This is a genomic window from Polaromonas sp. UBA4122 (assembly GCA_002381615.1).
GTDB lineage: Bacteria > Pseudomonadota > Gammaproteobacteria > Burkholderiales > Burkholderiaceae_C > Polaromonas.
In genome coordinates this window covers 13,143-35,289 of record DFWY01000093.1, presented here as the reverse complement: position 1 = coordinate 35,289, position 22,147 = coordinate 13,143, and the positions used below count along the sequence as shown (strand labels likewise).

Genomic DNA, 22,147 nt, shown 5'->3' with positions numbered 1-22,147 from the left:
GAAATCAATCATGATCTGATTTTCCTGCGCAGATCCTGAGTCGAAAAGCCACTCGCAACTTCTCGTATTCGACCGCGGTTAACCCAACGTTCTCGCGACATATGACGATGAACGGTTTATGCTTGGAGATTGGCCAGTCGACAAACCCAGCACCAGAACGCTCATCATCAAGAGTCACCCATCGCCCCTCATGCGCAGCGTTTTTCCCAAGCCAGTTGCTGATCTCTCTCGGTCGATCCTGGTAACCCAGGCCAATTGGTGTCCCCCAATTTTGGTGAAGATTCTCTGCAACAAAACCGAATCCAGTTCTCCGAAGAATTGCAACCAACGCCGGTCTGTTCATAAAATTTCGCCAACTGGTCGACAGCACATAGCTGGGCGAGAACTCATTGTGCAGCGCGAGCAAATACCCCTTGGCGCCTGCGTCGAACAGGCTCACCCACAAATCTTCGAATTCGGCATCATCAAGGCTGACGCCGGGCTCTTTTTCTGCGCGACCAATGGCAGCAATGGCGTCGTAACCGCCAAAGGGTTTGTTCAGACAAAGGACATCATCAAAATCCAAAAACAAAACGGGCTGGATTAAAGATAATTTCATGGCCTGTCATCCTCGAAATCCCGACGCCTGAATATCAGCCAGTGATCCTTGTTCATGGAAAACGTCACATGTACGGCATCAAGCTGGTCCGATAAATGGAACAACCGCTCCCAGCGGTGCTCGTCTGCGTATTTAGGTAGACCCATCGGGTATTTCCTGCTTTTTAAATAGCATTTTTGCCAGCGCTTCGTTTGATCTTTTGTTTTGCAGCGCGCGCAGTGCTTTTGCATGCTGCTCAATGAGCAGCATGCCATCAACATCGAGCCCATCCCACTTTTTAAAACCAATATCTTCCTCGTGGATCCACCACATTCGTGAGCCGCGTGGGATATCTCCAATCCGAAATCTCAGCATACCTACAAGGGCGGTTGGATTGTCAAATTTGTCATAGCCAAAATCATCTTCATATCGCCCTTGAAGCTGATAGCCGACAAACTGGTATTCACTAGCTCGAACACGCCTGATCTTCAAGGCAGTCTTCAAAAATCCGTAGTTCTCGGCCTTGACCAGCACCAATCGTTCCGGGAATCGACGCGCCAGTGCGTGCAGGCTCGACTCAATTCGAGGCGCACGGATACAGGCCATTTCGGAAATGTAAATGCGCTCTAGACCGAGCTTCAGGCGTTGCAGTAGCACTCCAGAATTGAGTGCGCGCACGACAACATCTGTATTTGGCACCACGGTGATCGCGACCGGGCGCCAAAGAGGCGCCTGGGGCAACACCGCCAAAGGGCGCAATAACAGATTTGCTCGCGACAAAGAACCAAAAGCAAAAGCAATTGATTCATTGAAGAACCAGGCAATCAACAACCGAGCCAAATTGGCTGTCTTGGCATTCAAGATTCGTTTTGGAATTTGTTGAATGACGCAGCTGCTCAGATGCTGGAGTCCCCATGCCTTCGGAAGATGCTGTTGGAGGCTTATTTCCGCCTTGTAGCGAGGCTCTTTGGAGTCGTTGGGCCAGACGTAGCCAGGTGCCAACAAACGGCTTGAGCCGTCGCGCCAAAGCCGCCACAACCCGTCTGGGCGGCACTGAAGAACCACTGGGAATTTTCGTCGGCTTGGATAGTCCGCCTCGACAGACGCGACCATCACCCGCGAGCCGTCAGGCAGGTAACCATACGAATGTTGGCTCCAGTGTTTCATTGATCGTCAAAAAAAGTTACAAGCATCTTTGATCCGGGGTAAAAACACAAGCTCGCGGTCCGACTCTGGATTTCTCAGCCACTGATGCAGCCTTTGCTCTTCACGCCGATCAGATCGATGATTGAGGTAACGCCTGTACCAATGGGGCGGAGTGCCATGGCCGTAAGAACCGCACCCTGCGTCGCTGAAATAGCGAGCCATTGCTTTCTTGCCCTCGCGGCTATCCGGCTCAAAATAAGTATGGCAAAAGGATCCATTTAGCCGGACGGTCTCCCTCAGCACCCAATCCAAGTTGTAGCGGGCGCTCTTGCGTCTGTATGTACGTGACATGATTTTTCCTTTGAATAGTTACGTCATGTCGCGCTCCTTTTGTTGATATCTAAAATCACTATTCATCCTTCGTAAGTCGGTGACAAGCTGTCACCGACTGAGTATTTAACTGGTGAAAGCTGTCACCAGATCCCATTTTCTTTAAGCTGCTCGAGGTCCTGGACTGAGAGACTGTCACCGTGTGCGTTGACACCATGGATCCATACCGCCGCCTCAACGGTTGGCCCTTTGTCGTCGATCAGATGACTGCCGTAATAGTCAACATCTGGATTTGCATTGGCTTTTATGTTTACCAAATCTAGTTTGGTAGCATCGTTAAATCCACCTTCGTAGCCGTCCAAAATCACTCGGGCTTGGGGTGGGAAACTGGACAGAAGGGCAATCAATTCTGAGCAGTTCATGAAGCAGCCTCCGGCGTTAGCCACTGTTTGAATTTCGGATCCAGTGTCTTGGCTCTTGCATCCGACAGGGCCCAGTTGTTGATTTCATGGCCTTCGGGGAAATGTCGCAGCACATAAGGGGTCTGCCGACGCAGCCGCTCCGGCAAATTATCTTTTTTGGACCACAATAAGCCAAAGCGAAAAAACTCGTACGCACTGCGCAGTGCATAAGCTCGTTCTTGCGGCGTTGTTGGTCCGCGCTCAATGGAATCTGGAATCACCGGCTCCTGAGGATCAACGTATGTCGACCTCAAGTTTTCAGGAGAAAGCCGTGAGCCGTAAATCGCAGTGTCCGGCGATTCCTCTTCGCAGTCTTTTGCCCACTGCTTGATCTCCGCACCTGTCGGGTAATGACGCAAGATCTCGACGACGGTTCTTCGCTGCTCAGCAGTGAGGCAATCTGAAGCGCGCAGTTCCATCAGGAACTCCCAACCGAAGCGTAGGGATCTGGTTCGTTCGTAGGCCATGGTCATGTCCGCTCCTTCAGCATTTGACGGAGCGTCGCCTGATCGCCGGGCTGAAAACCCGTCGTCGGATCCGTCACCAGCAAATTCGCGCATTCCGGCTCAAACCAATATGGGCGGTCATCAATCGCCATCCAGCAATCATCCCAGCGGCGGTTTTCTTCCATCCACAATTCGCACTCAAATTGCCGTTCGTATTGGCCTATTTGATCCGGTAACCAGGTACTGGAAAGGATTTTTTGGTTTCGCGTTGTGTCGATCAAGCGCGGCCCGATATCAGAAGAGAAGAAATCACTCATATTGGCGAGCGAATAGTGATCTCGCCAGCTGGAACTGATCACAACCATTGCCGCGGGGAACTCCCGCAGCACTTCTTCAATCAGCGGCAGGCGACAGAAGAAATTCAGATCGAAACACCGATCAGGATGGGTTACGCCATCGAAATCCAGAAAAATAATGCAGGCGCTCATTCGCCCTCATCCTCATCAGACCAGATGCTCGGCAATGTGCCGGCGTTGCGCTGGCGCGAGTGTTCTTCACAAAGCACCAGCAAATATCCATCTTTCTTATTGAGTGTTCCAGGCTCTCCGCAATAGATACAAGCATGCTCTGTGTGGGCCTCGGCCTCTTGAATCAATGCTCTGATTTTTTCGGAAAGATCAGACTCGGCCGATCTTTTGCCTTTGGCGATTGTTTCAATGACGCCAGACTCAGAAATTAGGTCGATTCTGATTTCTGTCGGGCGACCCTTCATCTTCCAATACCACCGTGCACTTCCAAACTTCTCCTTACACTGCCGCCAATAGAAGTCACGTTTATCATCGCCCAAGAGTTGGTCGATTTTTTCACAGAGTTTTTGAAAGCCGGGCATCCACCCAGGCGCAACGTCAATACCGATATGGTCGCCATTGAACATATACGGAAATTTCTCTTGCAGCAGTTGGAGTTGGTTCTTCATTTGGTGGTCCAATTCATTAAATCCCCGGGCTGGAGGCAATACATCAGGTGAAATAGGCAAATCTTCGTCGTCGCTTTCGTTCGGCCAATCCGGCCAGGTCAACACAGCGGCCTGGCATTGTTCCCGGGTGAAAATTGAGTTCTCATACCCCTAGCCTGGCTTGAGGCCATCTCTCTCCACCATCGCTGTGAGCGCATGGTGATCGATTCCAAGAAAAGCCATTGCTTTCTGCTCCCCGATTCGGCCTTGGGTGAAAGCATCAAGGACCTCAAGTCTCTCGTAATCCTTGCTACCGAACTCCCGACCAATCGGCACCATGTTTTCCCAGGCGCGATCTTCCGCCGACAACCAGTACTTGCCGCGCAGTCGGTATCTCCCGTAAATTTGCCGCTTGCGGGTTCTGGAATTCATGTGTCCAACTCCAACACCAGATGCCAATTTAAATTTCATATTGGCAACTCCACGATCAAGTTCCGGTCAAAGGTTTCGTTCTCGAACACGAAATCATCGCGGTGCGCGAACTCACGATTTCTGACGTATCCGGCCGGATTTGCCACGACACGGCACCGGCCGACCTGGTAGTCGGATCCAGCATGGGTGTGCCCGTGCAGCCACAGATCGACACTGGGCATCAGCGCTGAAAGGTCGCTAACGAACGCTGCATTCAGGGGGTCGCCGACATAGCGAGGGTGCACTGACAAAGGGTGTGGACCATGGTGAGTCACCACAACAGTCTTGCCGTCAAACGGCTTGGCCAGCTCTTCTTTCAGCCAGGCTCGGGCAACCTCGTGCCTGTTCAAAGCATCCTGCGCCGTGAACTTAATATTTCTGCCGGTACGGATTTGGTAATGGTCACTGAGTCCTCGCTGTGCATGCTCCATTTGGTGGAGCTGCGTGCGGTCTCGCGCCAACCGGTAGTCCGTCCAGAGGGTGGTACCCAGGAATCGCACCCCTCCGATTTCGACACTTTCATTTTCCAGAAAATGGATGTTGTTCATCTCGGCTCCCTCGCGCATCTTTTCGAGCATGGGTTCGATGGAATGCCCGTATAACTCATGGTTTCCTGCTACAAAAACGATTGGGACCCGCGTGGGCGTAGGCCAGGCAGCAAACAACCTGAATACTTCGGCGCCGTTTGCGATGTCGCCTGCGAGAACAAGTACGTCTGCTCCGGGCACTGGCCCGATCAAGCGCTCGCCTGGCCAGTCGGGTTTCAATAAATCAAGATGAAGATCAGAAGCAAGTTGGATTCTCATGATCCCAATCCTTTGACTTCTGGCGCCGGCGCTGAGCACATCAGTGCCAATCTCTGTCTTAACTCGGACTCGACGGCTGGGTCACTTATGCCTTCATGCTCATGGGTGCGTACGTATTTGTCTCGGCACCACGCTGGCCAGTGCAAAAAATCGTCGTCAACGGCAATCCAGTCCCTCGGCTGCCGGCGTACGACATCGGACCAGACCTGCATGCCTCTTGGTGCGGCAATTTTCATGGCTCCACGTCCACATCTTTAATGACGTCAATGTACTTTTGCCGAAACCCACGCTGTACATCGAGTTCGCCTGGAATAATTACAGTGCTATTGCCTTCTGCGTCGATCGCCGTGATACCGCGCAGGCCGACACCAAAACTTTTGAAGCCTTGCTGGGCCCAGCGTTCCGAGCTATCCAGGCGATCGTGATGATGGCCGTGCACAGTGACCCGAGCGCCCATATTCCTTGCTAAATCGTCAAGAATTTCGAACCCATTGTTGTGATATCCAGGCGCCTCGTGCGTGATGAGGATGTCGCAGCGCATATCCGCTAGGTGATCCAGCTCATTTGGATAAATGGTTGACCAATGCTTGCGGTGAACACTATCGTGCCACCGGTCCTGCCTCGGTGTCGACTTGAAGTGCTCTTTGCGATTACGGAAATTTGGTGGCGTCTCAAGATTCGGGTTCCAAACAGCGCCACGAAAAACACCTCCGAGGCCGCCAAGCCTGAGCCCATTTGGCAATTCAACAACGCGACCGTCGATATTGCGGTCGGCCAGTTTGCTGCCCCAAACATGATTCCAGTTCTGATCCGAGTCCGAATCATGGTTGCCATGGATGAACCAAAGCTTCGTGTTAATGGCTGAAAGCTCGACGTCCAAAGGGCGAAGTGGTTCCAAATCGCCAAGCAAGATCACTGCGGATGCGTGCAACTCAGTGGCGGACTTGATGATGTGGCGGAAGTGTCCGTGCGGATCGCCGCAAAAAAGAATTGGACCGCTCAAAATCCGTCCTTGCTTAAATTCGCTTTGTTGATGAGGTCCTGGTATTCAGAAGAAACGTCGATGAATTCTGTGGCGTCGTTGACCTTCATCCATCTGGCCCAGGTGTGCATGCCGTCACCATCTCGACCGCTTGGACCCTCCAACTCATACAAGCGACCGCTCACGGTTATCCCGCGGCGCGTCGTCGGATCAAACGTGATGATCTTGGTGCTGGCGCGGCCTTCTCGATCCCCGGCGTTCCACCCGACAAAATGGCGATCGCCATTTGGCAACTGCATTACGTTCCATCTTCTCAGAACGATTTCCGGCTGGTCGTCGGGGGCAGGGACGCTCCAAACGCTGGCGTCCAGGATCATTTGGGCGGACGCGGTCAGTTTGCTGAAATCAGAGTTTTTCATGGTGACTTGTGAAGCAGTGCTTTATTTTTTACAGCGATGTACGCTGCCCGCAGCGCCAGGGCGTCGGCAAGGGCGTGGTGCCGGTGCAGGCCCCGTTTTCCGAGTCCTCGAAAGCATTCCTCGGCCGCAATTTCTCCGTCAATGGTGCCTGTCAGGACATTGACATTCACCGGACTCACAACTTCCCGGACTCGTTCCCAGAGTCCCGAGTCCGGAATTGAGTCCCGAATTGCGTATTCCAGGAGTTCGTAATCCACGATGTAGTCGAATGCGATCTCAATCCGAGTCCCGGACTCTCTTGCGAGTCCGAGAATCCACTCCCCAGTCCGGCGCCCAATCTCCAATTCGGTGACGGTGGAGTCTGGAACGAGTCCCCGAAAATCGAGCACGCCGCCATGACGGACAAAATCTGATGACGCTTTGACGCGGGCTTTGCCGATTTCGGTGGCCAGGTCGAGTTCGCAATAGTGCTCGCGCCCGTCCAGCGTTACGAGGCCCAGGGAGAGCAGCTCCGGGTGCAGGAGGTCCGTGAATTCGCAGTCCAGAAAGACAATCATAAATTCATTTTCCGTCATTATTATCAATGTTTACAGGGTATGGCGTGTATGTGTGCGCTTACTGGTGTTTCGAATATTCGCTACACCAGCGTCACCACTGCAAGCGTCTTATTTAAGTGATTTCATCTTCTTGTAGAAGCGTTCACGGATCGCTATGACGGCTGATGGCCAGCCCAGACGGCCGGGGCGCTTGCCACCCTGCCCTTGCTGCCAGTAGTCAACTGCCGTTTGAGCTTCAAGCCGCTTGCGGATGAGGTGGGGTTGCAGCATGGCAATCGCCTTTAATGCGTTGACGCCCGTGTAGTTCAGCGTGTAGACCTGCCGGTTATGTTGCACAATCCGGCCGACGTCAAAGATGCCACCCCGGATGCCCAGGCCTTCATAGAAGTGCTCGAGCACTTGGCGGTCGTTTTGTGAAATGGAGAATGACAGCCGGTATGTCAGCTTGCGCTTCGGGTCGTCATACCTTTGCTTGACAATGCAAATGCACCCTTCGCCATCCGCAAAACCTGCCGCCCACTCAAGGCTGAAAGGTGGATTGGCGCGCCTGCGACGCCCTGCCTTGGTTTGGGCTGCGGGGAGACTTGCCGGGTGCGCAGTGTCTGTGGCATCAAACACTGATGCGCCCAACGGAGCATCTGCCAAATCCAAGTTGAAATCGAAATTCATTTTGTCGCTACTCATTTTTGTGCTCCGGTTTTTGATGGATGGTCTTTGCTGGGTTTGTCGAATTGCCAGGACTCCTGCATTGCCTGATGAACGCACTGTTTCAGCGTCGGCGTGGCGCCGGGCGGAGAAAGCCACTCCGTCCAGTCACACTTGGCAAGCAACATGCGCACGGACTCGACCAGGTCAGGCTCTAAGCGCTCGACGCTGTCCAGGGCTCGCCCCAAGTGGCGCGCGGTATTTGGGTGTGGCTGCAATCTCGAGCTGCAACGATGCCAATCGAGGCGAAATTGTTCGTCAGAGACTTTGCCCAGGTCGAACAGCAGGCATGTGAACGCGGCGATGCCGCATTCCCTGCCGCCGAGGTGTTGCTGCCGGTGAACCAGCTCGGCGGCTTCGACGCTGTGATCAAACAGCCCGCCCGGGTAGGTGTGGTGGTCAGTTGCTGAAATGCGGTTGAGGAATCCGCGTTCCACCCTGGCGTCAGTCATCACAGCAATGAAGATGGCTTGTAGGCCGGGTTCGAGTTTCGAGAGCAGCAGCCGAAGTCGGCGCATGTGGGCGTGGCGGTGGAACGGCACTGTAGGGGTCCACGACGTGGGCGCGACCTCCTCGGGCTGCACGACGGTGACGCTGAGCAAACGCGTAGGAGATCCAGAAGAACCCCGAAGCAGCAACACCCTCGCCCTCACCCAGCTGCCATTTTGAATCTCCAACGGCAAGGTGTCGCGGTTTGCAGTCAAGGGCAAGTCACCAATTGAGAGGCACAAGGTACAGCGGATTCGGCCCGCCCACTCCAGTTTCCAGTCTTCGATGCGGCCAAGAACGGTGATGACAGACCTTCCGCGAAATAAAGCGATGGGGTCAATGATGTAGGCTTCTGAGTGCACATTCTGTTTCGAAAGCGTACGGGTGGTGAGGTCGGTCTGCGGCTGTGCCACAGACATTGCGGTTTTCATGACTGCTTCTCCTGTTCATAAGTTGGTACACTAGGAGATCAACTTCATTTGAAAATAGAAAATTTGATCTCTTGCAGATCATTATACGGCATAGTTATGCATTGTCAAGTCAATTTAACCTGTAGAAGATTAATTTTCTCAAATTCGCGCCATGATTAGCTGCCACTTCGCACGACTTTTAGGGGAGCGGAAGCTCAAAATCAGTGACGTCGCGCGGGACACAGGCATCAACCGCGGCACTTTGACTCGGCTGTACTACGAGACGGCGGAACGCGTCGAGTTGGAAGTGCTCGACCAGCTTTGTGATTACTTTGGCATTGACTTGCCGGAACTACTTGTGCGTTCACCAGGCAAGCAGGTAAAGACTCCACTGCCGGATTGACTCTTAGTTAAGTCCGGTCTTTCCGAAGCAGGCAGCCGGTTCTGCTATTGGCTCATAAACCAGTGCATCAACTCAGCTACCGCGCTAAACCCATTTCGTTATACACAAGTCCCCTGAGCCTGAAGCTCGCGTGAGAACCGGATGCCAGCGGCGAAGTCAAGGATGCGCTGCATGCCCAACCAGATGGTCTTGACCCCCGGCTCACCATCGCCCGTTCGCGCAAGAAAGCCACCGAGCCTGGCGACCAGGCGCACCACCTCGTTGAGTGTGGGCGGTTTGTCGGGAAATTTCTGCTTGTTCAGAATGTAGGCTGCCTTCCACTCGTCTGGCTCGAACATCAATTGTGCATCCAGATCTGGGCAGCTGCGCCCCAGGCGCATCAGCCGGGCAATGCGCCAGGCCACCACCATGTACAGCACCAAGGCGCGCTCGATCCTGTCAACGCAGCCCAACTGCAAAGCCTCAATGCGGCAGCCATTCTTGAGCACGTGAAAGAACATCTCGATCTCCCAGCGCGAGCGATACCAGTCGATCATGCGGGCCGCCTGCTCCAGGTTTTCGACCAGCAAATTCGTCAGCAGTCGCCACTCGATGGTCTTGTCGCCGGTTGGCGGCTCCGTCTCTTTGGCGACGAGGCAAGTGGCCTGCACAAAGCCGCCTTGACCATCGGGCAATTGCAGCGATTGGGCCCACACTTGCTGCACCACCTCACGCGCACGCTGCCCCTGGCGCGAGGCTAGGGTAAAGCGAATCTCTCCCAAAGACTCGCCGTCTGTCACTCGGCTCCACAGTTTGCCTGCTTCGCTCAAGGTGCGGTTGTGTTTGGAGCGCAGCAACCAGTCCACCGGTTCCCCCAAGTCACGCGCACACATCATCAAGGCCATGATGTCGGCCTCGCGGTCAGCCAGGTACACCAGCCGTGTCGTGGGCAGTTGCGGGGCCATCTCGGCCAGGCGCTCATAACCTTCGATCCAGCGCAGGCTCTCTTTGAGGCCGGGGCGGCTGCCATCCGCATCTCGCAGCTTGCGTGCCCACATCCATGCATCGAGCACGCCCAGAGGCTCGCGCGAGGTGGAGACGGCGTAAGTGGGGTGCGCGTACATGCCGCGTTGGGCCTCGTAGCTCAGGGGCCCCAAGCCCGTGGCCTCTTGCCCGTTGAAATCGAGTTCGGTGGTGTCCTGGATGCACAAGACCACTTCGTGCGCCGCCATGCGCGCCACCGAGCTTTCAATGTGTGGCGCCAGGATGTCGGGCCACTCGATCTCTTCATTGCCAAAGAAGCGGTAGGCAGCCATGGTGTCGGCCCAGTCGCCACAGGCCTGGGGGATGCTGGCCGTGGGCTTGGCGCTCAAGTGCTCGATCAACCGGATCGCGCGCCGATTGCGCCTGGGGTCTCCCAGATTAAGACTCTCAAATTCCGTGGCAGCCCAGCTCATTTATTTCCTTGCTATGAAATTCATAGCTTACATCATTGCCTTTTGGGACTTGTGTATAACGAAATGCGCTAAACCCATCCCGCTTTTTTTGAGGGGGATCTCATCAGTGACGGGGTGACCTATGGGTCGCGGCAGCGGCACGAACAACTGGCGTAGCCGCCGGCAGGGTGCTCATATCGATCATTGACAAGCTACCACTACCGCGCTGAACGGTACGAGGAAGCCTATCCGTTCATTCAGGAAGCCTTTGATAAAGCACAGTATTGTGCAGGTGGCAACCAGTACCTCCTGCTCAACCAATACATCGAGCTGGCCGAAGAAAACGACAAGTGGCGCGATTTCAAACGGGGCATCGAATGGGCCACCTAATGGGGTTTGAGGTCAGGTGGCTGCACAAAGATGAGCCAACGGAGGAAAACCTCCTCTCTGTTTTTGCGCTCATGAAAAAGGCAGTCTATGCCGTATAAGTTCATATGGTCGGCATAATCCGTCATTCGCGTGATTTGACAGGTCCACCGCTAAATCCCAACTCCGCCAATTAGAGCGGCTGATGTCAACGGCTGATTTCCGTGCAATCCCGTCCATCAAGGGATTAGCATTGACCGTCTGCAAAAGACACATTGCCGAAGTAGCCATTTTCGAACTGCCTCCTCCAAACCGGGCATTGGCCTTTACAGGCCGACAGTCGGCAAATTGACGCCGATTTCGCCAAAACCAATTTCGGCCATCGACCAACTGCCGTCGCTCAATGATTCCGGAAAGCAGCCATCCAGACGACTGCTGTACCTCGGAGCCTGCCGGAATGCCAATTCACACGACTCGGCCAAGGCCCGCGTTGGCAGATGGATCAGAGCAAGTCAGTTATGGAACTAACACCGGACGTCGGCGATGCATTGCTGCACTGCAAGACCGGAAAACGCTTGAATGCCGGCAAGACCTTCGAGGTCAGCGTCTCCTCCGCCCACGTAGCCAGTTCTTCATGCGCAGAAGATGATGCTTGCAACAGAGCGATATGGATGCGGCTCAGCAACGGCATTGAATCCTCGGCGAGCGCAGAATCGATCCAGTCGCTTGCCGCCGCGCCGTCGCGCATCAGATATCGGAAAATGGAGAGTGTGATTGGCTCGATGATCCCCGCCTCGTGGCAAACCATCGAGCCGATGCCCGGTACTTCATGGGTCGGTGCCGCGCGCATTTCGTGATCTCCGCCAGGCTTGCGCAAAACGAGGTCGGCCGTGCCTACGATCAGCAAGATCCCTGGATCGACGCGTTGAAGGCCTTCGGGAGTCTCCATCGCGAACGGCACTGCTGCGAGGTGGGAAAGGATCAACCACTGGTGGATGTTTGTGTAAGTGTCGGACATGCCATCGTCGCCCAGATCGATGGTGTGCAGATGTCCATCGATGTCCACCACAGCGGTTCCGTCTTCCTTGAAGACCAGCTCGACCAGCCCCACGCCGGGGAAATGGGTGGCGAACCGCCCGCCGGCGGACACCGGCTGACGCTCCGGTGGCGTCTCGAGCAAGGCTCTAATGAGATCGAACGACAGGCTGCCTGGCCGGTGCACAGCGTCGGAGATCGCCTGAGCGGCGATCACGTCGCCGATCGGCAAATTGCTCGCTGCGCCGGCGATCCAGGTGGCAGCATGTTGCGCATCGGCCTGAACCAATGGAACAAGTTCATCGGCCAGCAACCGAGCCAACTCACTAGCCAGAAGCTCCGGCAACCGAATGAATAGGATCGAGTCCCCTGAGGCATGTATGGCAGGCTTCACGAAAGCTCGATCGATCAGCCAAGTCAACTCCGTAGCGTCCACATGCTGGCGCAGAGTCTCGCGACGAACGACGTTGATTTCAAGGGACTCCAGCATCAGGGAGGTATCGCGCTTTTGGTCCCTGGTGTCGGCTAGCACGGCCTTCGCGATGGCCTTGAAAAGTCGACGCAGTTCATGATCGGTGAATCGCTCTCGCGCGTGCCGAATCAAATCCAGGCTGAGCAACGGCGGCAGTGCGACAGCAAGAGTCGGGGCAGCGTCTTCGATGCGTTCGATCACCAGCGCGCTAGTTGCTCGCAGGACCCAGGGCTGACGGAATTCGGGGGTGGCCTGGGCGCCATGCATCAGCTCAATTCGATGCCCCCGCAGCACGCGTAGCGCGATCTGGAATTCGCGATCGTCCAGCGGTCCGACATGGACCCGTTGTGCGCGCCGCCCTATGGCCGATTCTGTCAACCCGTTGGGCGCTGTCACCAGCTTCCCGGCCACGGCATCGTCTACAGCGACGATGACGAAAAGGCCCGGCCCAAATGTCGTCGAAGAAAGGTCTTCGATCTCTCTGCGGGTATCGTTGTCGCCGGCATCGAGGCCATCGACCGCCAGAAGCAATCTGTGGTCGCTGGACTGTGATAGACGCATCAGCCAACTGCGCGCTTCCTCTCGCGTCACTGGCCACGCGAGTGAGCGGGCGAGCGCATCTGCGAGAGATTGCAGGATGCCTCCTGCCACTCCGGCTTCGACGTACAGCGTAGCGATGTCATCCAACTGCGTCGTGCGGAGGCTTACTTCACGCAAGACATTGCTCTTGCCTGCCAGGGGAGCTCCTTCGACAAGGATGAGCTTGGCACCTCCGGTTGCGCGTCGCAACACCTGAGCGGTAGCTTTGCGTGGAATCAGGAAGCCCCGAGCAAACGGGCGCGCGGGTTCATCCCAGGAGGCGCTGAGTTCATCCATCGTTTCCGCGGCGGTAAGACGGACCGCCTGCATCCACACCGCAGCGTTGGTTCCCATCAAGGTCTCGATGGCTTGTTTCATGTCTGCAGCCGCAACCCGAGCGGCGCTGGTCACGAGAGCCTGAAATTCCTGTTCCGCGCGCTGTGTCGGTTGCCAGCGTTTGCCGCTGTGGGTTTCGATGAAGTGCAAATCGGTACCGTTGGTCACGGCGACCAGCGGCGGGGACGGGTTCAGAACCCGTGCATAGGAAAGACCTTGTGCGTCGTCGTCTGGTGTCAGCGGCACGCCGGCACGCTTCAGCTCCAGTACTGCGAGAGGACGATCGCCGTTGTACAGAACGATATCGGATCGTGCCTCCGCCCGAGACGCTTCGGTGCCGTCGACATCGATCTTCTTGCGACCGAAGGTGAACGAGAACTTTGTTTGATGGTGAATGGACTCGGCTGGCAGCCAAGGGAATGCCAGCGCAATCGCGTGATGTATTTCCGCTTCGAGGTCCGCTTCCGTCGGTGAGGTCGTCAATTTCTTTGCGGTCATGTGGAGGCGTTTCCCGTCGTGGTTCTGAGATCTTGCGCTGAATCGGAAATCGGAAGAGCGCTGTCGTGACGTGCCGGGTACTTTGCGTCAAACATCTTCTCTTCGAGCCATTCGCATAGTGACTCGACATTGGAGATGGCTTCCATCAGCTTTTCGCGAGGCACGTGCAGGCTAGGTGACATCCACAAGCCTGCGCCATCGCCGTTGTCATAGAGTTCTGCTTCCTTGTCGTTGAGAAAGAAGGGGCGTGGATGCCGGGCTCGATCATGGTCTGCATGCGTCACACGGAGCGTGGTGATGCTGTCTGGATGTTGATCGCGATTTCGTGCGAGCACCACCTGCTCGATGATGGCGAGGTCGGCGGGGCATTCTTTCCAGTCCAACACCAGTCGCGCGGCAAGACACTGTCGGTAGCCGCCAATCAACCCGTCACCTTTGAAGGCTGCCTTGAACTGCGCCTTGCACTGCAGCCCCAGGATTCGGTCCCATGCATTCAGGTAGAGCTGCAGTGAGGCGGAGAGCATCGACACGCAACTCCGCCCCGTCACTTCGAGCAGTTCGTTGGCTTCGACCCATTCGGCAAAAAATGCTGGCTCCGGATCCTCGCTGTAAGGCGGAACGAAGGGCTCTTCTTCCGCCTCGATCTTTCGTATGGTTTCGCTGAACGGCTTCGCGGCCTGTTCGTAGTACTGGCGGATGAGCCGTGTACGTTCCTTGAGGAAATAGAGAACGTCCAAGAGGAATTCCTATTGTGATCGGGGCTGAACAGCAGGGGCGTGTAAGCGCTTCATGGCGTGCCAGACGGCGGCGCCAACGTGCTCGATGTTGCGGCGGCGAGGGTGGGCACCTGGTATCCGCTTTCTCGTTGATCGCTGATCAAATGGTCACCCGCAAGCGCTTGGCGCGCTCCTTGAAGGCGCGCTCTCCACCTTCGAGGATGTCGCACACGTGCTGCCGGATGAGCGGGTTTTCGAGACTACCGCTCTCATACGTAATGAGCGGCAACTGGCCGGGCCTGTGCGGTCCGCACTGCGCCACGATCACCTGATCCGCATCGGTGTTCACCACCAAGTTGGCGTTGTGCGTCACGATCACGATCTGGCGCCGCTTCTTGGCGTCGCGGAAGCGATGCACCAGCTCTTGATAGATGGACTGAGGGTCCAAGTTCTCTTCGGGCTGATCGATGATCAGTGGTCGGTCATCTTCCGCATCGATGGCCAAGTACAGCAGCAGCAAGACGATGCCGCGCGTGCCAGGTGACAACTGCTCGATATCTACGCCGTCATACTGCAAGCCGTAGCCAACAGTGATGTGATCGGTGCTGTACAGCCAGTCCGAGATGTTGCGCGCCCATGCGCGGAACTCGGCGTTCTCCGGCATGTGGGTCCGGAGCGCCGCCTCATTGGTCTTGACGAAATTGAGCAAGGCCGTGGCGGCTTGCGCGGCGTCACCGGTTGCCCATGCCGCCAACAGCCCGGCGCGCGCCGACCGCAGCAACTCACCGCGCCCCTTGAACGGGCCGTTGGTCCGCAGATCCAACAGATCTTCACCCTTGGCGGCCCACTGCGCAAGGTCCACATTTCGACGCACCGAGAACGACAGTTTCGACAAGGAGCCCGCTGCCTCATCGATGCGCGCCTTGATGGGCGCGTAGAGATCCGCAAGTTCCAGCTCTTCCTCAACGATGGCTTCGAAGATGGCGGCATAGGCGCTGCGCCGCGCATCGACCAGCGCGCGGATGCGCTCGTCTGCACCTTGAATGCGCTCGATCTGCTGGAGCACCTTGGTCAGCGCGGTCTCGGCTTTGGTGATCTTGTCCGAGAGGGTGGTGAAGCGTTTGGCGTTCTGCGCGTCGACACCGACCAGCGTGCGCAGGCGAGCGAGCTCCCGCTCAAGGAGCGAGAGCGATTGATCCGCGAGGTTGACGTCCACGGGGATCAGCGCGACGGCCGGGTCGGGATTGGCCTGAGGCACCGGATCGGTTTTCGCGGGGCCTTGCAGCGCGGCCACAGACAGGTTCGCCTGTTTGATGCGCTCGGTCAGCAACGTGTCAACCGGGCCGGCATAGTCGAGCCTGAAGGCATCCCAGTCAGTGGCACTGAGGCCGGCATGCTCACGCTCTTGCTTCAGGTCGGCGAGCAGAGATGGCGCCTGGCGGGTGCGGAAGTCGCGCACGTCGTTTTGCAAGTGAAGCAGAGCCTGGTGTCGGCGCTTGGCTTGGTCTACCAGTTGTCGCTTCGCATCGACCGCGAGCGAAACCTGTTCATGGCGCCTCGCGCGTTCTTCGTTGCCCTTGGCAACCAGCGACTTGCGGTCGGTCTTGTCCTTGTCGATCGCACGCTTCTTCTCGTCCCGGTCCTTCTCGAGCGCCTTGAGGCCGTCCTTCTTGACACGTTCGTCGGTGAGGTCTGCGGACGCCCTGGTCAGAGCCTGTTGCTGGCGTTCGCGCTTCTGGCGCGAAGTTTCCAGCCGAAGGCCCAGCAACTCCTGGAAAGAGTCGGCGCCTTGACGTTCGTTGAGCGGGTGAGCATTGAAGATCACACGCTCGATCTCCGTGACCAGTGCATCGTTCAAGCCTTCCGCCGAGCAGAGCTGGTCGACGAACTGCTGCGACAGGTACTGGACATACGGGCTGTCCAGGAAGTCCTCCATGTCGGTTTGGGCGAGTTCATTGCCAGTCGTTTCGCCAGATGCCCATCGCAGTTCGGCTCTACTGTCACCGAGGTGTTGTTTCGCCCGCAGGATGAAGGAGCGCTCGTTCAAGTGAGGGGAGAGCGCAAGACCGCCTGCCGCAATCAGATCGGCCAAGGCTGTTTTTCCCGAGCCCCGCGCGCCGATCACGGCAACCAGTCCCGCGTTCAGCCCAACGGCACCGTTCGCGATCCAGGGCGCGTTCGTCACAGACACCGAGTTGATCGTGTGGCTGTCCAATGCGCCGCGCGGTGGCTCGATGCCGATGAAAACACGCTCTTCGGGTTCGATGCAGGCTTGGCGTAGCGAGTCGAACATCAGGTCGCCCTTGATCCAGCAGCGGCGGTCGCCGTCTGGCTGCCCGGCCTTGGCGAGCGAATGCGCATCCGACCCGTGCAGGCAGGGCTTGCATCCGTTGTACTGGCTTTCGAGTTCTTCGACGGTGGCCGATTCCTTGCCCAGCCAGAAGCGGACCTGCTTGGGATTGGCGCTGAAGATGATGTGGGCAAGGCCCTCGACGTTCTTGCGCTGTGCCGCGAACGAGGCTGTGGCGTCGCGCAGACCGGAGGTCCCGTCCTTCTCTCCGCCGGCGACGGCGATCAGGGTGTTCTTCTTGATCCACTCGTTCTTTGACCATGCCTGCTTGAGCTGGTCGAAGTTCACCTTGAACTGATTGGCACCTTCGGACCGAGCTGCCTCGTCGTCTGTCAGGTCTGGCTTGTGGGCGTGGCCCAATCGGATGAGGTCGCTGCGTTGGCATCGGTAGGACTCGCCCAGGTAGGGGAACTCGAACTCCAGCAGGAAGCGCTTGATCCGGTCGATGTGGTCGGCATCATGCGGCGAGAAGAGCAGGTGGATGTTGACCGCTGATGCCTTCGCGGTCTCGATGCCCAGTCGAAGCTCGACGTTGGGGAATATCAAACCCACCCCAGACAAACGCCCACGGTGCTTTTCGTCGACGACCTGCTCGTAGCGTTCAATGCCGAAGTAGTCGGTGATACCCATCGCGCGAATCGGTGGATTCGACGCCTCGATGGCGTCCAGGAACGCTCCCCAAGGATCTGGACCGGCGTACTGGTCGTTCAGGGCGGTGCCGGGCGTGTGGATGTGAGGATCCCAGCGATGCCACAGGGAACCCCGCTTGTCTTCGGCACTAAATGAACTCGCCACAATTTCTTCCCCGAACTTTTGGACAGATCGTGTTCGTTAATGTCGTCCATTGTCATGCAAAAATGATGCGAAGCGCGCCTCCTTCAAGGAATCCGGTGAATGCGCGCATACAACGCTTGGAATCACGCGCAGCGGCAGCGGAACTAGTAGCTGCCGTTCGTGATGATTTTCTGGCCTATGACCGAAAACCGGCGAATACCAGCCGTCACTATTGGATGTGGCCAGTGCCGCCTTTGGCCAAGGACATGCCGATAAATTGCCTTCTGGAACATCTGCTGTACCTTGGTACCCGCCTTTCATCACGTGACGGGCCGAAGGTCAGCATTGGGCACCAAGTTGACCGCCACGAACGGCGGCTGACCGGCACCCCAACTCATGCAATTGGGTTGCCAGAAAGCGGGCACTGGCCACCGACTCTTTACGCTGCGAAGCCGACCGTCACATGGGCGCTGCAAACTTTTTCACTTGAACGACAGGTTCAAGAGCTGATTGCTGTCAGCCAGTTTGCCGAAATGCCTCATCCAAACCGGCCGTTCAGATATGACTTGGAAGGTCAGCAATGTGGCGTTGATTTCATCAAACTGAGCAACCGCGTTCGGCCAGGAGCGGACGTTCAGAATGGGTCACACTTGAAGTTACAGGTTGGGCCACCGTTTGGCGGTAACCCATATCACCAGAAGGCAACGAGCTCGCTCCTGGGTTTCCTAGAAGTTGGGCCGAACGGTATCAACAATGGATTACGGATCCAACTATTTTCTAAACCTGATTTGCATCCGGACTCCTTTTTTGCTTGATATAATAGGGCGTATCCTATATACTCTCCCCATCATTTGAAATACCAACACGCCACAAGGAAGACATCATGAAACCCATCAAGATCACCGTCCAAGCTACTAACGAGATCCAAATTGCCCTGCGCGCAGTGAACGGCACCGCAACCGCACACACTTTGCACGACGCAGTCGACATCATTGACCTGGCCAAACAGGCCGAAAAAACAGTTGTCTGCTTGGTAGCCGCCAAGGCCCGCGCCCAGGGCGCTGTGCTCGTGCATACGAGCGGCGACAGTGTTGCGCGCGCGTACCAAAACAGTCGAAAGGCCACCACTGTTCGTCTCGAACGGCGCTCGTCGGACTGGTACCTGGTCGATATTTCAGAAGCCAAAATCAACACTGAGGCCGGCAAACAGAAATTGTGGTTGTCCGAAGCCCAAGACGCCTTCGCAATCACCGAATTGCGCGCGCAATATTCCATCATCAAACCCGCAGTTTAAAAACTCAACCCGCCCTAAGGGCAGCCACCAGGAGAAAAAGCATGACACACACGGGTGCCGGATACGAACACAAAACCGCACCCGCAAAGGCCCAATTCGGCCGCGCGCGCAAAGCCTGCCAGGCCAACGGAAGGACGATGGCCATCGGCTTCAGGCGCTCGACAGCTTTGACGGATGTCACTGACTGGAGATGGCCTGCCCGCAACACAAGGGCAGCCGCTGGTGCCGTCCACTCATTTGAGTGATTTCATTTTTTGATAAAAGCGTTCACGGATCGCGACGACGGATGGTGGTTGTGGATGGTTTAGCCGCACGCAAGACCGTCGCTGTGAAAAACTACATCGCCAGCACCAAGGAACGCCTGACCATGCACGTTCTTCCAGGCTATGCGCCCGACTTGAACCCAGAGAATTGTTTTGGAGCTATGTCAAACGCACAGGAGTTGCACGAAACCCACTGCGTGCGGGCGAGAAGTTGGTGATTCGCATCGATCAGCAACTGCAAGATATGAAGACAAATCGTAGCCTCAACACACTACCGCGTTGCCGACTCCAGCATCCACGAAGGATTTAACAGCCTGATATCCGTCCTCGACTGCATCGTTGACACAATCTTTGTCCCCGGTCGGACCCATGCCACCTGGCGACTGTGCGATTTCGGACCTTCTAGGTCCGCAACTGGAACCACCAGGATATCGATTTGCTTGAGGTCTTGGTCACTCTCCAATACTTTAACCCAAAGGTCTGGTCTGGTCGCCATATCCCTGGTGGTGGCCATCTGGTCGACCTTGCCCCCCTCCTCCTTGATGAACTGCTGGAATTTGGCGAGAACATCCAGAAGCATCTCGCGCTTCATTCGAGAGACATTTGCGAATCGGATGGAGGCTCCTGATTCGTTTCTGAACTCCCGAATTGTCTTTCTGTCGACCAGGTTCGGATAGATCGCGCCTACCTCGTACTCAAACTCGGCAGTCGTCAAAACTGAGTCGTTTTTCCTTGCTTCGCTACTCCAAAAAGATGTCTCCGCCAGCGAATCACGTATACCGTATAAAAAAAATAGCCCTAAACGATTTCGACTGAGATTTTTTGCTCTTTCTGTAATGGAGTCAAGACGGAATGGCACTGAGTCAAGCAGTACATCTACACACTTGTCATCAGCATTCACTCTAGTGTCACTTGCGCCACACAAAGGCACCATTTCTCCGGTATTTTTTTCTGAACCTATCTGGGCTTTTGATTTGAGGACTGCGAAAGCTTGAAGGCGGACGGTAGACATAGAAATCGCTCGATTCTTGGAGAGTATTCTGTACACAATACATGCGTTTCTAATATCTTAAACGCGATTACAATGCAACTCGATCGCTAGCGCCAAAAACACCCTTCAGAGGCAATATGAGTACAAAAGGAACCATTCCGGAAGGCCGCCCGGTCTACGGAAAAGACCTCGACATGTTGCGACTACATTTGGGCCTGCTCGTCGGAGAGGCCTGTTACCTGTTTTCGTTGAGCATGACGAGATGGATGCACATCGTTCGGCAGGAATCCGAACTTCCAATAAAGGATTCGTCGTTAGCTCTCCTAGTACGCCTTTATGACCAGCATCCTGAGCTATGTCCGATTCCCAAATCGCCAGCGCCTGATGAGCTTTTTGAATTCTTATCTGCAGTCCGCGGTGCCCTGGGTCAACGTGAGTTCGGTGCACTCTTTGGCGCTGAGTCCTCGTCAGCATACCGATGGCTCAAGAAAGGTGGGCCTCCTTCGCCTTATGTCAACCGGCTCATGACAGGCCTCAAGCGATTGATGCTGTCGGTGCCCGAGTACGAGCGTTCTGCGGTTCTCGATGAGTGGGTGCGCTGTGTGACCGCCGAAGGCCTGGCCCGCGGAACCGTGAAGAGTCCAATGGTGACGGGTAAGTGGAACAACGCCGGCGTTTTAGAGATGCGTGAAGCCCTGGTTAAACAGGGTGCTAGTGGAGCAAAGGTCAAGAAAAAAGGGTTGGCTGCATCCTCGGCCCAAACCAAAGTGCAGACTCCAGGCTAGACTTGGATTGCAACTGTGGGATATTCAATCAAGCGTGTTGAATGAAAATTCGAACGCAAACCCACCAAACCGGGCCAATTACAACCAGAACTGCCGCGCAAGTTCCGGCGAAAGAATATGGAGCCTTCTTGACTCCGTCGATTATTAGCTGGTACCAGGGACGAGCATTGAACCCATCAACCTTCTTTTGCAATGCTGCGGTCGCGACCAAGTAGCCACGAAGACCACGCATGTTTTTTCCGAAATCACTGTCCTTGCCAATGAGCCCCTCAATTTGGCAGACGGATTGGGCAATCGAAGCGGCAGATTGAGTAATCGGTTTCGTGGATGCCTTGATCGCAGTCGTTACAACGTCGGAGGCTGATTTGGCAGCTTTGTCGATGGTTACGGCTGACTCTGTCAACGACTGCAGAAGCATTTTTCTGACGTCATTTTGGAATTGCCTGGAGTTTGTGATTACTTGATTTAATCCGGCAACAACCTCCGCCACCGAATCCATTACCGCATGCGCAACCGCTGCCGATAGTTCTTTGCGGAATGCTGGACCACTGACAGTGCCAATGGCCTTCGTGACGATAGCGTCCACAAGAACCGGCATCCTCTGTGTTGAAGACTCTGCCTCGCGCAGATATAGCTCGATGTAGTTCATCATCATCGTGAGCACGTGAGCCGGTGTACTCTGGAAACGGACAGCCTCTTTCGATGAAAACTGAATGGCCATTTCCTTGGCCACAGCATCCATCACTCTCGACGCCAACGGCATCATCAGCTGCTTGGACTCTTCTTCGTTCAAGTTCAGCGAAGTGATGAACTGACGCACCCTCTCGATGTCATCACGGCGGGTCGTCTCTTGCTGACATACTGTACTTGTTGCCGGATGGACGATTTTCCCGGCTTCCGGCATCGCCATTCTTCGTGAGGTCGTATTTGCAAGTGCAGTGTTTTGAACCGAAGGGGCGCGCGCTGCGGCTTGCACCGATGCAGTTGATGCAGTTGATGCAGTTGATGCAGTTGATGCAGATTTTGATGATGACGAGGGTGGAACAGCCGCTTTACCAGCGGTCGAGTTAATCATCGTTTGCGCCGATTTCATTTATGAATTTCATGTCTAACTCC

26 protein-coding genes and 1 pseudogene are annotated in these 22,147 nt (G+C 55.7%); 6 read left to right on the top strand and 21 right to left on the bottom strand.

Annotation, left to right across the window (positions count from 1 at the left end):
* Positions 1-4: 4 nt before the first annotated feature.
* From B3F77_RS12690 to B3F77_RS12625, 15 genes are all read right to left on the bottom strand, one after another.
* Positions 5-598, bottom strand: a complete 594-nt coding sequence (locus tag B3F77_RS12690; protein WP_293605304.1) for an HAD domain-containing protein — start codon at positions 596-598, stop codon at positions 5-7.
* A 132-nt stretch (positions 599-730) separates the two neighbouring features.
* Entirely contained in the window at positions 731-1,744 is a 1,014-nt protein-coding gene (locus B3F77_RS12685; RefSeq protein ID WP_293605303.1) for a hypothetical protein, read from the bottom strand.
* A gap of 6 nt (positions 1,745-1,750) precedes the next feature.
* Entirely contained in the window at positions 1,751-2,074 is a 324-nt protein-coding gene (locus tag B3F77_RS12680; RefSeq protein WP_293605302.1) for a hypothetical protein, read from the bottom strand.
* A 122-nt stretch (positions 2,075-2,196) separates the two neighbouring features.
* The gene (locus B3F77_RS12675; RefSeq protein ID WP_293605301.1) at positions 2,197-2,475 is read right to left on the bottom strand and encodes a hypothetical protein; all 279 of its coding nucleotides are present in this window, start codon (positions 2,473-2,475) and stop codon (positions 2,197-2,199) included.
* A complete protein-coding gene (locus B3F77_RS12670) occupies positions 2,472-2,981 on the bottom strand; it encodes a BPSL0761 family protein (protein ID WP_293605300.1) in 510 nt (169 codons plus the stop codon). Before B3F77_RS12670 ends, B3F77_RS12675 begins: the two co-directional genes overlap by 4 nt.
* 2 nt (positions 2,982-2,983) lie before the next feature.
* Positions 2,984-3,448, bottom strand: coding sequence for an HAD domain-containing protein (locus B3F77_RS12665; RefSeq protein ID WP_293605299.1), 465 nt, complete (start codon positions 3,446-3,448; stop codon positions 2,984-2,986).
* Positions 3,445-3,936, bottom strand: a complete 492-nt coding sequence (locus tag B3F77_RS12660) for a hypothetical protein (RefSeq protein ID WP_293605298.1) — start codon at positions 3,934-3,936, stop codon at positions 3,445-3,447. Before B3F77_RS12660 ends, B3F77_RS12665 begins: the two co-directional genes overlap by 4 nt.
* 150 nt (positions 3,937-4,086) lie before the next feature.
* The gene (locus tag B3F77_RS12655; RefSeq protein ID WP_293605297.1) at positions 4,087-4,386 is read right to left on the bottom strand and encodes a hypothetical protein; all 300 of its coding nucleotides are present in this window, start codon (positions 4,384-4,386) and stop codon (positions 4,087-4,089) included.
* The gene (locus B3F77_RS12650) at positions 4,383-5,192 is read right to left on the bottom strand and encodes a metallophosphoesterase (RefSeq protein WP_293605296.1); all 810 of its coding nucleotides are present in this window, start codon (positions 5,190-5,192) and stop codon (positions 4,383-4,385) included. Before B3F77_RS12650 ends, B3F77_RS12655 begins: the two co-directional genes overlap by 4 nt.
* Positions 5,189-5,404: a hypothetical protein gene (locus B3F77_RS20780; RefSeq protein ID WP_349678414.1), complete on the bottom strand. Its 216-nt coding sequence runs from the start codon at positions 5,402-5,404 to the stop codon at positions 5,189-5,191. Before B3F77_RS20780 ends, B3F77_RS12650 begins: the two co-directional genes overlap by 4 nt.
* Before the next feature lie 20 nt (positions 5,405-5,424).
* Positions 5,425-6,195 (bottom strand): metallophosphoesterase family protein, encoded by a 771-nt coding sequence (locus B3F77_RS12645; protein WP_293605295.1) that lies wholly within the window; start codon positions 6,193-6,195, stop codon positions 5,425-5,427.
* Positions 6,192-6,593 carry a hypothetical protein gene (locus tag B3F77_RS12640; protein WP_293605294.1) on the bottom strand — a complete coding sequence of 134 codons (402 nt, stop codon included), beginning with the start codon at positions 6,591-6,593 and terminating at the stop codon, positions 6,192-6,194. Before B3F77_RS12640 ends, B3F77_RS12645 begins: the two co-directional genes overlap by 4 nt.
* Entirely contained in the window at positions 6,590-7,150 is a 561-nt protein-coding gene (locus B3F77_RS12635) for a hypothetical protein (protein WP_293605293.1), read from the bottom strand. The genes B3F77_RS12640 and B3F77_RS12635 overlap by 4 nt, the downstream gene beginning before the upstream one ends.
* A 108-nt stretch (positions 7,151-7,258) precedes the next feature.
* Positions 7,259-7,819, bottom strand: coding sequence for an LAGLIDADG family homing endonuclease (locus B3F77_RS12630; protein WP_293605292.1), 561 nt, complete (start codon positions 7,817-7,819; stop codon positions 7,259-7,261).
* 11 nt (positions 7,820-7,830) lie between these two features.
* On the bottom strand, positions 7,831-8,775 hold the full coding sequence (locus B3F77_RS12625) for a hypothetical protein (RefSeq protein ID WP_293605291.1): 945 nt from the start codon (positions 8,773-8,775) through the stop codon (positions 7,831-7,833).
* Positions 8,776-8,926: 151 nt separating this feature from the next.
* On the opposite strand from B3F77_RS12625, the gene B3F77_RS12620 reads away from it, so the two are divergent.
* The gene (locus B3F77_RS12620) at positions 8,927-9,157 is read left to right on the top strand and encodes a helix-turn-helix domain-containing protein (protein ID WP_293605290.1); all 231 of its coding nucleotides are present in this window, start codon (positions 8,927-8,929) and stop codon (positions 9,155-9,157) included.
* Between the two features lie 98 nt (positions 9,158-9,255).
* Here B3F77_RS12620 and B3F77_RS12615 read toward each other — a convergent pair whose 3' ends face one another.
* Positions 9,256-10,593, bottom strand: a complete 1,338-nt coding sequence (locus B3F77_RS12615; RefSeq protein ID WP_293605289.1) for an IS4 family transposase — start codon at positions 10,591-10,593, stop codon at positions 9,256-9,258.
* 183 nt (positions 10,594-10,776) lie between these two features.
* Between B3F77_RS12615 and B3F77_RS12610 the strand changes: the two genes are divergently transcribed.
* On the top strand, positions 10,777-10,962 hold the full coding sequence (locus B3F77_RS12610) for a hypothetical protein (RefSeq protein ID WP_293605288.1): 186 nt from the start codon (positions 10,777-10,779) through the stop codon (positions 10,960-10,962).
* Positions 10,963-11,440: 478 nt separating this feature from the next.
* Here the strand turns inward: B3F77_RS12610 and B3F77_RS12605 are convergent, their stop codons facing one another.
* The 3 genes from B3F77_RS12605 to B3F77_RS12595 form a co-directional block, all read right to left on the bottom strand.
* Positions 11,441-13,858: a type I restriction enzyme HsdR N-terminal domain-containing protein gene (locus B3F77_RS12605; protein WP_293605287.1), complete on the bottom strand. Its 2,418-nt coding sequence runs from the start codon at positions 13,856-13,858 to the stop codon at positions 11,441-11,443.
* Complete coding sequence (locus tag B3F77_RS12600) at positions 13,855-14,595, bottom strand: hypothetical protein (RefSeq protein ID WP_293605286.1); 741 nt, start codon at positions 14,593-14,595, stop codon at positions 13,855-13,857. The genes B3F77_RS12605 and B3F77_RS12600 overlap by 4 nt, the downstream gene beginning before the upstream one ends.
* 139 nt (positions 14,596-14,734) lie before the next feature.
* Positions 14,735-17,719: a TrlF family AAA-like ATPase gene (locus B3F77_RS12595; RefSeq protein ID WP_293605285.1), complete on the bottom strand. Its 2,985-nt coding sequence runs from the start codon at positions 17,717-17,719 to the stop codon at positions 14,735-14,737.
* On the opposite strand from B3F77_RS12595, the gene B3F77_RS12590 reads away from it, so the two are divergent.
* From B3F77_RS12590 to B3F77_RS12580, 3 genes and pseudogenes are all read left to right on the top strand, one after another.
* A complete protein-coding gene (locus tag B3F77_RS12590) occupies positions 17,707-18,513 on the top strand; it encodes a hypothetical protein (RefSeq protein WP_293605284.1) in 807 nt (268 codons plus the stop codon). The genes B3F77_RS12595 and B3F77_RS12590 overlap by 13 nt on opposite strands.
* 68 nt (positions 18,514-18,581) lie before the next feature.
* A complete protein-coding gene (locus tag B3F77_RS12585; protein ID WP_293605283.1) occupies positions 18,582-18,992 on the top strand; it encodes a hypothetical protein in 411 nt (136 codons plus the stop codon).
* 289 nt (positions 18,993-19,281) lie between these two features.
* Positions 19,282-19,493 (top strand): annotated as a pseudogene (locus B3F77_RS12580) (transposase); the annotation flags it as partial.
* Positions 19,494-19,526: 33 nt separating this feature from the next.
* Here the strand turns inward: B3F77_RS12580 and B3F77_RS12575 are convergent.
* Complete coding sequence (locus B3F77_RS12575; RefSeq protein WP_293605282.1) at positions 19,527-20,267, bottom strand: hypothetical protein; 741 nt, start codon at positions 20,265-20,267, stop codon at positions 19,527-19,529.
* A gap of 116 nt (positions 20,268-20,383) precedes the next feature.
* Here B3F77_RS12575 and B3F77_RS12570 point away from each other — a divergent pair, with 116 nt between their 5' ends.
* Positions 20,384-21,031: a hypothetical protein gene (locus tag B3F77_RS12570; protein ID WP_293605281.1), complete on the top strand. Its 648-nt coding sequence runs from the start codon at positions 20,384-20,386 to the stop codon at positions 21,029-21,031.
* A 28-nt stretch (positions 21,032-21,059) separates the two neighbouring features.
* Here the strand turns inward: B3F77_RS12570 and B3F77_RS12565 are convergent, their stop codons facing one another.
* Positions 21,060-22,124, bottom strand: coding sequence for a hypothetical protein (locus B3F77_RS12565; RefSeq protein ID WP_293605280.1), 1,065 nt, complete (start codon positions 22,122-22,124; stop codon positions 21,060-21,062).
* Positions 22,125-22,147 lie beyond the last annotated feature (23 nt).

Bases quoted from the DNA above. Each gene is read 5' to 3' on its own strand.
- B3F77_RS12590 (WP_293605284.1), top strand. From the start codon at position 17,707: ATGAACTCGCCACAATTTCTTCCCCGAACTTTTGGACAGATCGTGTTC.
- B3F77_RS12620 (WP_293605290.1), top strand. From the start codon at position 8,927: ATGATTAGCTGCCACTTCGCACGACTTTTAGGGGAGCGGAAGCTCAAA.
- B3F77_RS12575 (WP_293605282.1), bottom strand. From the start codon at position 20,267: ATGTCTACCGTCCGCCTTCAAGCTTTCGCAGTCCTCAAATCAAAAGCC.
- B3F77_RS12605 (WP_293605287.1), bottom strand. From the start codon at position 13,858: ATGACCGCAAAGAAATTGACGACCTCACCGACGGAAGCGGACCTCGAA.
- B3F77_RS12615 (WP_293605289.1), bottom strand. From the start codon at position 10,593: ATGAGCTGGGCTGCCACGGAATTTGAGAGTCTTAATCTGGGAGACCCC.
- B3F77_RS20780 (WP_349678414.1), bottom strand. From the start codon at position 5,404: ATGCAGGTCTGGTCCGATGTCGTACGCCGGCAGCCGAGGGACTGGATT.
- B3F77_RS12675 (WP_293605301.1), bottom strand. From the start codon at position 2,475: ATGAACTGCTCAGAATTGATTGCCCTTCTGTCCAGTTTCCCACCCCAA.
- B3F77_RS12680 (WP_293605302.1), bottom strand. From the start codon at position 2,074: ATGTCACGTACATACAGACGCAAGAGCGCCCGCTACAACTTGGATTGG.
- B3F77_RS12630 (WP_293605292.1), bottom strand. From the start codon at position 7,819: ATGAATTTCGATTTCAACTTGGATTTGGCAGATGCTCCGTTGGGCGCA.
- B3F77_RS12625 (WP_293605291.1), bottom strand. From the start codon at position 8,775: ATGAAAACCGCAATGTCTGTGGCACAGCCGCAGACCGACCTCACCACC.
- B3F77_RS12650 (WP_293605296.1), bottom strand. From the start codon at position 5,192: ATGAGAATCCAACTTGCTTCTGATCTTCATCTTGATTTATTGAAACCC.
- B3F77_RS12635 (WP_293605293.1), bottom strand. From the start codon at position 7,150: ATGATTGTCTTTCTGGACTGCGAATTCACGGACCTCCTGCACCCGGAG.
- B3F77_RS12660 (WP_293605298.1), bottom strand. From the start codon at position 3,936: ATGAAGAACCAACTCCAACTGCTGCAAGAGAAATTTCCGTATATGTTC.
- B3F77_RS12565 (WP_293605280.1), bottom strand. From the start codon at position 22,124: ATGAAATCGGCGCAAACGATGATTAACTCGACCGCTGGTAAAGCGGCT.
- B3F77_RS12640 (WP_293605294.1), bottom strand. From the start codon at position 6,593: ATGAAAAACTCTGATTTCAGCAAACTGACCGCGTCCGCCCAAATGATC.
- B3F77_RS12585 (WP_293605283.1), top strand. From the start codon at position 18,582: ATGAAACCCATCAAGATCACCGTCCAAGCTACTAACGAGATCCAAATT.
- B3F77_RS12690 (WP_293605304.1), bottom strand. From the start codon at position 598: ATGAAATTATCTTTAATCCAGCCCGTTTTGTTTTTGGATTTTGATGAT.
- B3F77_RS12685 (WP_293605303.1), bottom strand. From the start codon at position 1,744: ATGAAACACTGGAGCCAACATTCGTATGGTTACCTGCCTGACGGCTCG.
- B3F77_RS12570 (WP_293605281.1), top strand. From the start codon at position 20,384: ATGAGTACAAAAGGAACCATTCCGGAAGGCCGCCCGGTCTACGGAAAA.
- B3F77_RS12665 (WP_293605299.1), bottom strand. From the start codon at position 3,448: ATGAGCGCCTGCATTATTTTTCTGGATTTCGATGGCGTAACCCATCCT.
- B3F77_RS12670 (WP_293605300.1), bottom strand. From the start codon at position 2,981: ATGGCCTACGAACGAACCAGATCCCTACGCTTCGGTTGGGAGTTCCTG.
- B3F77_RS12655 (WP_293605297.1), bottom strand. From the start codon at position 4,386: ATGAAATTTAAATTGGCATCTGGTGTTGGAGTTGGACACATGAATTCC.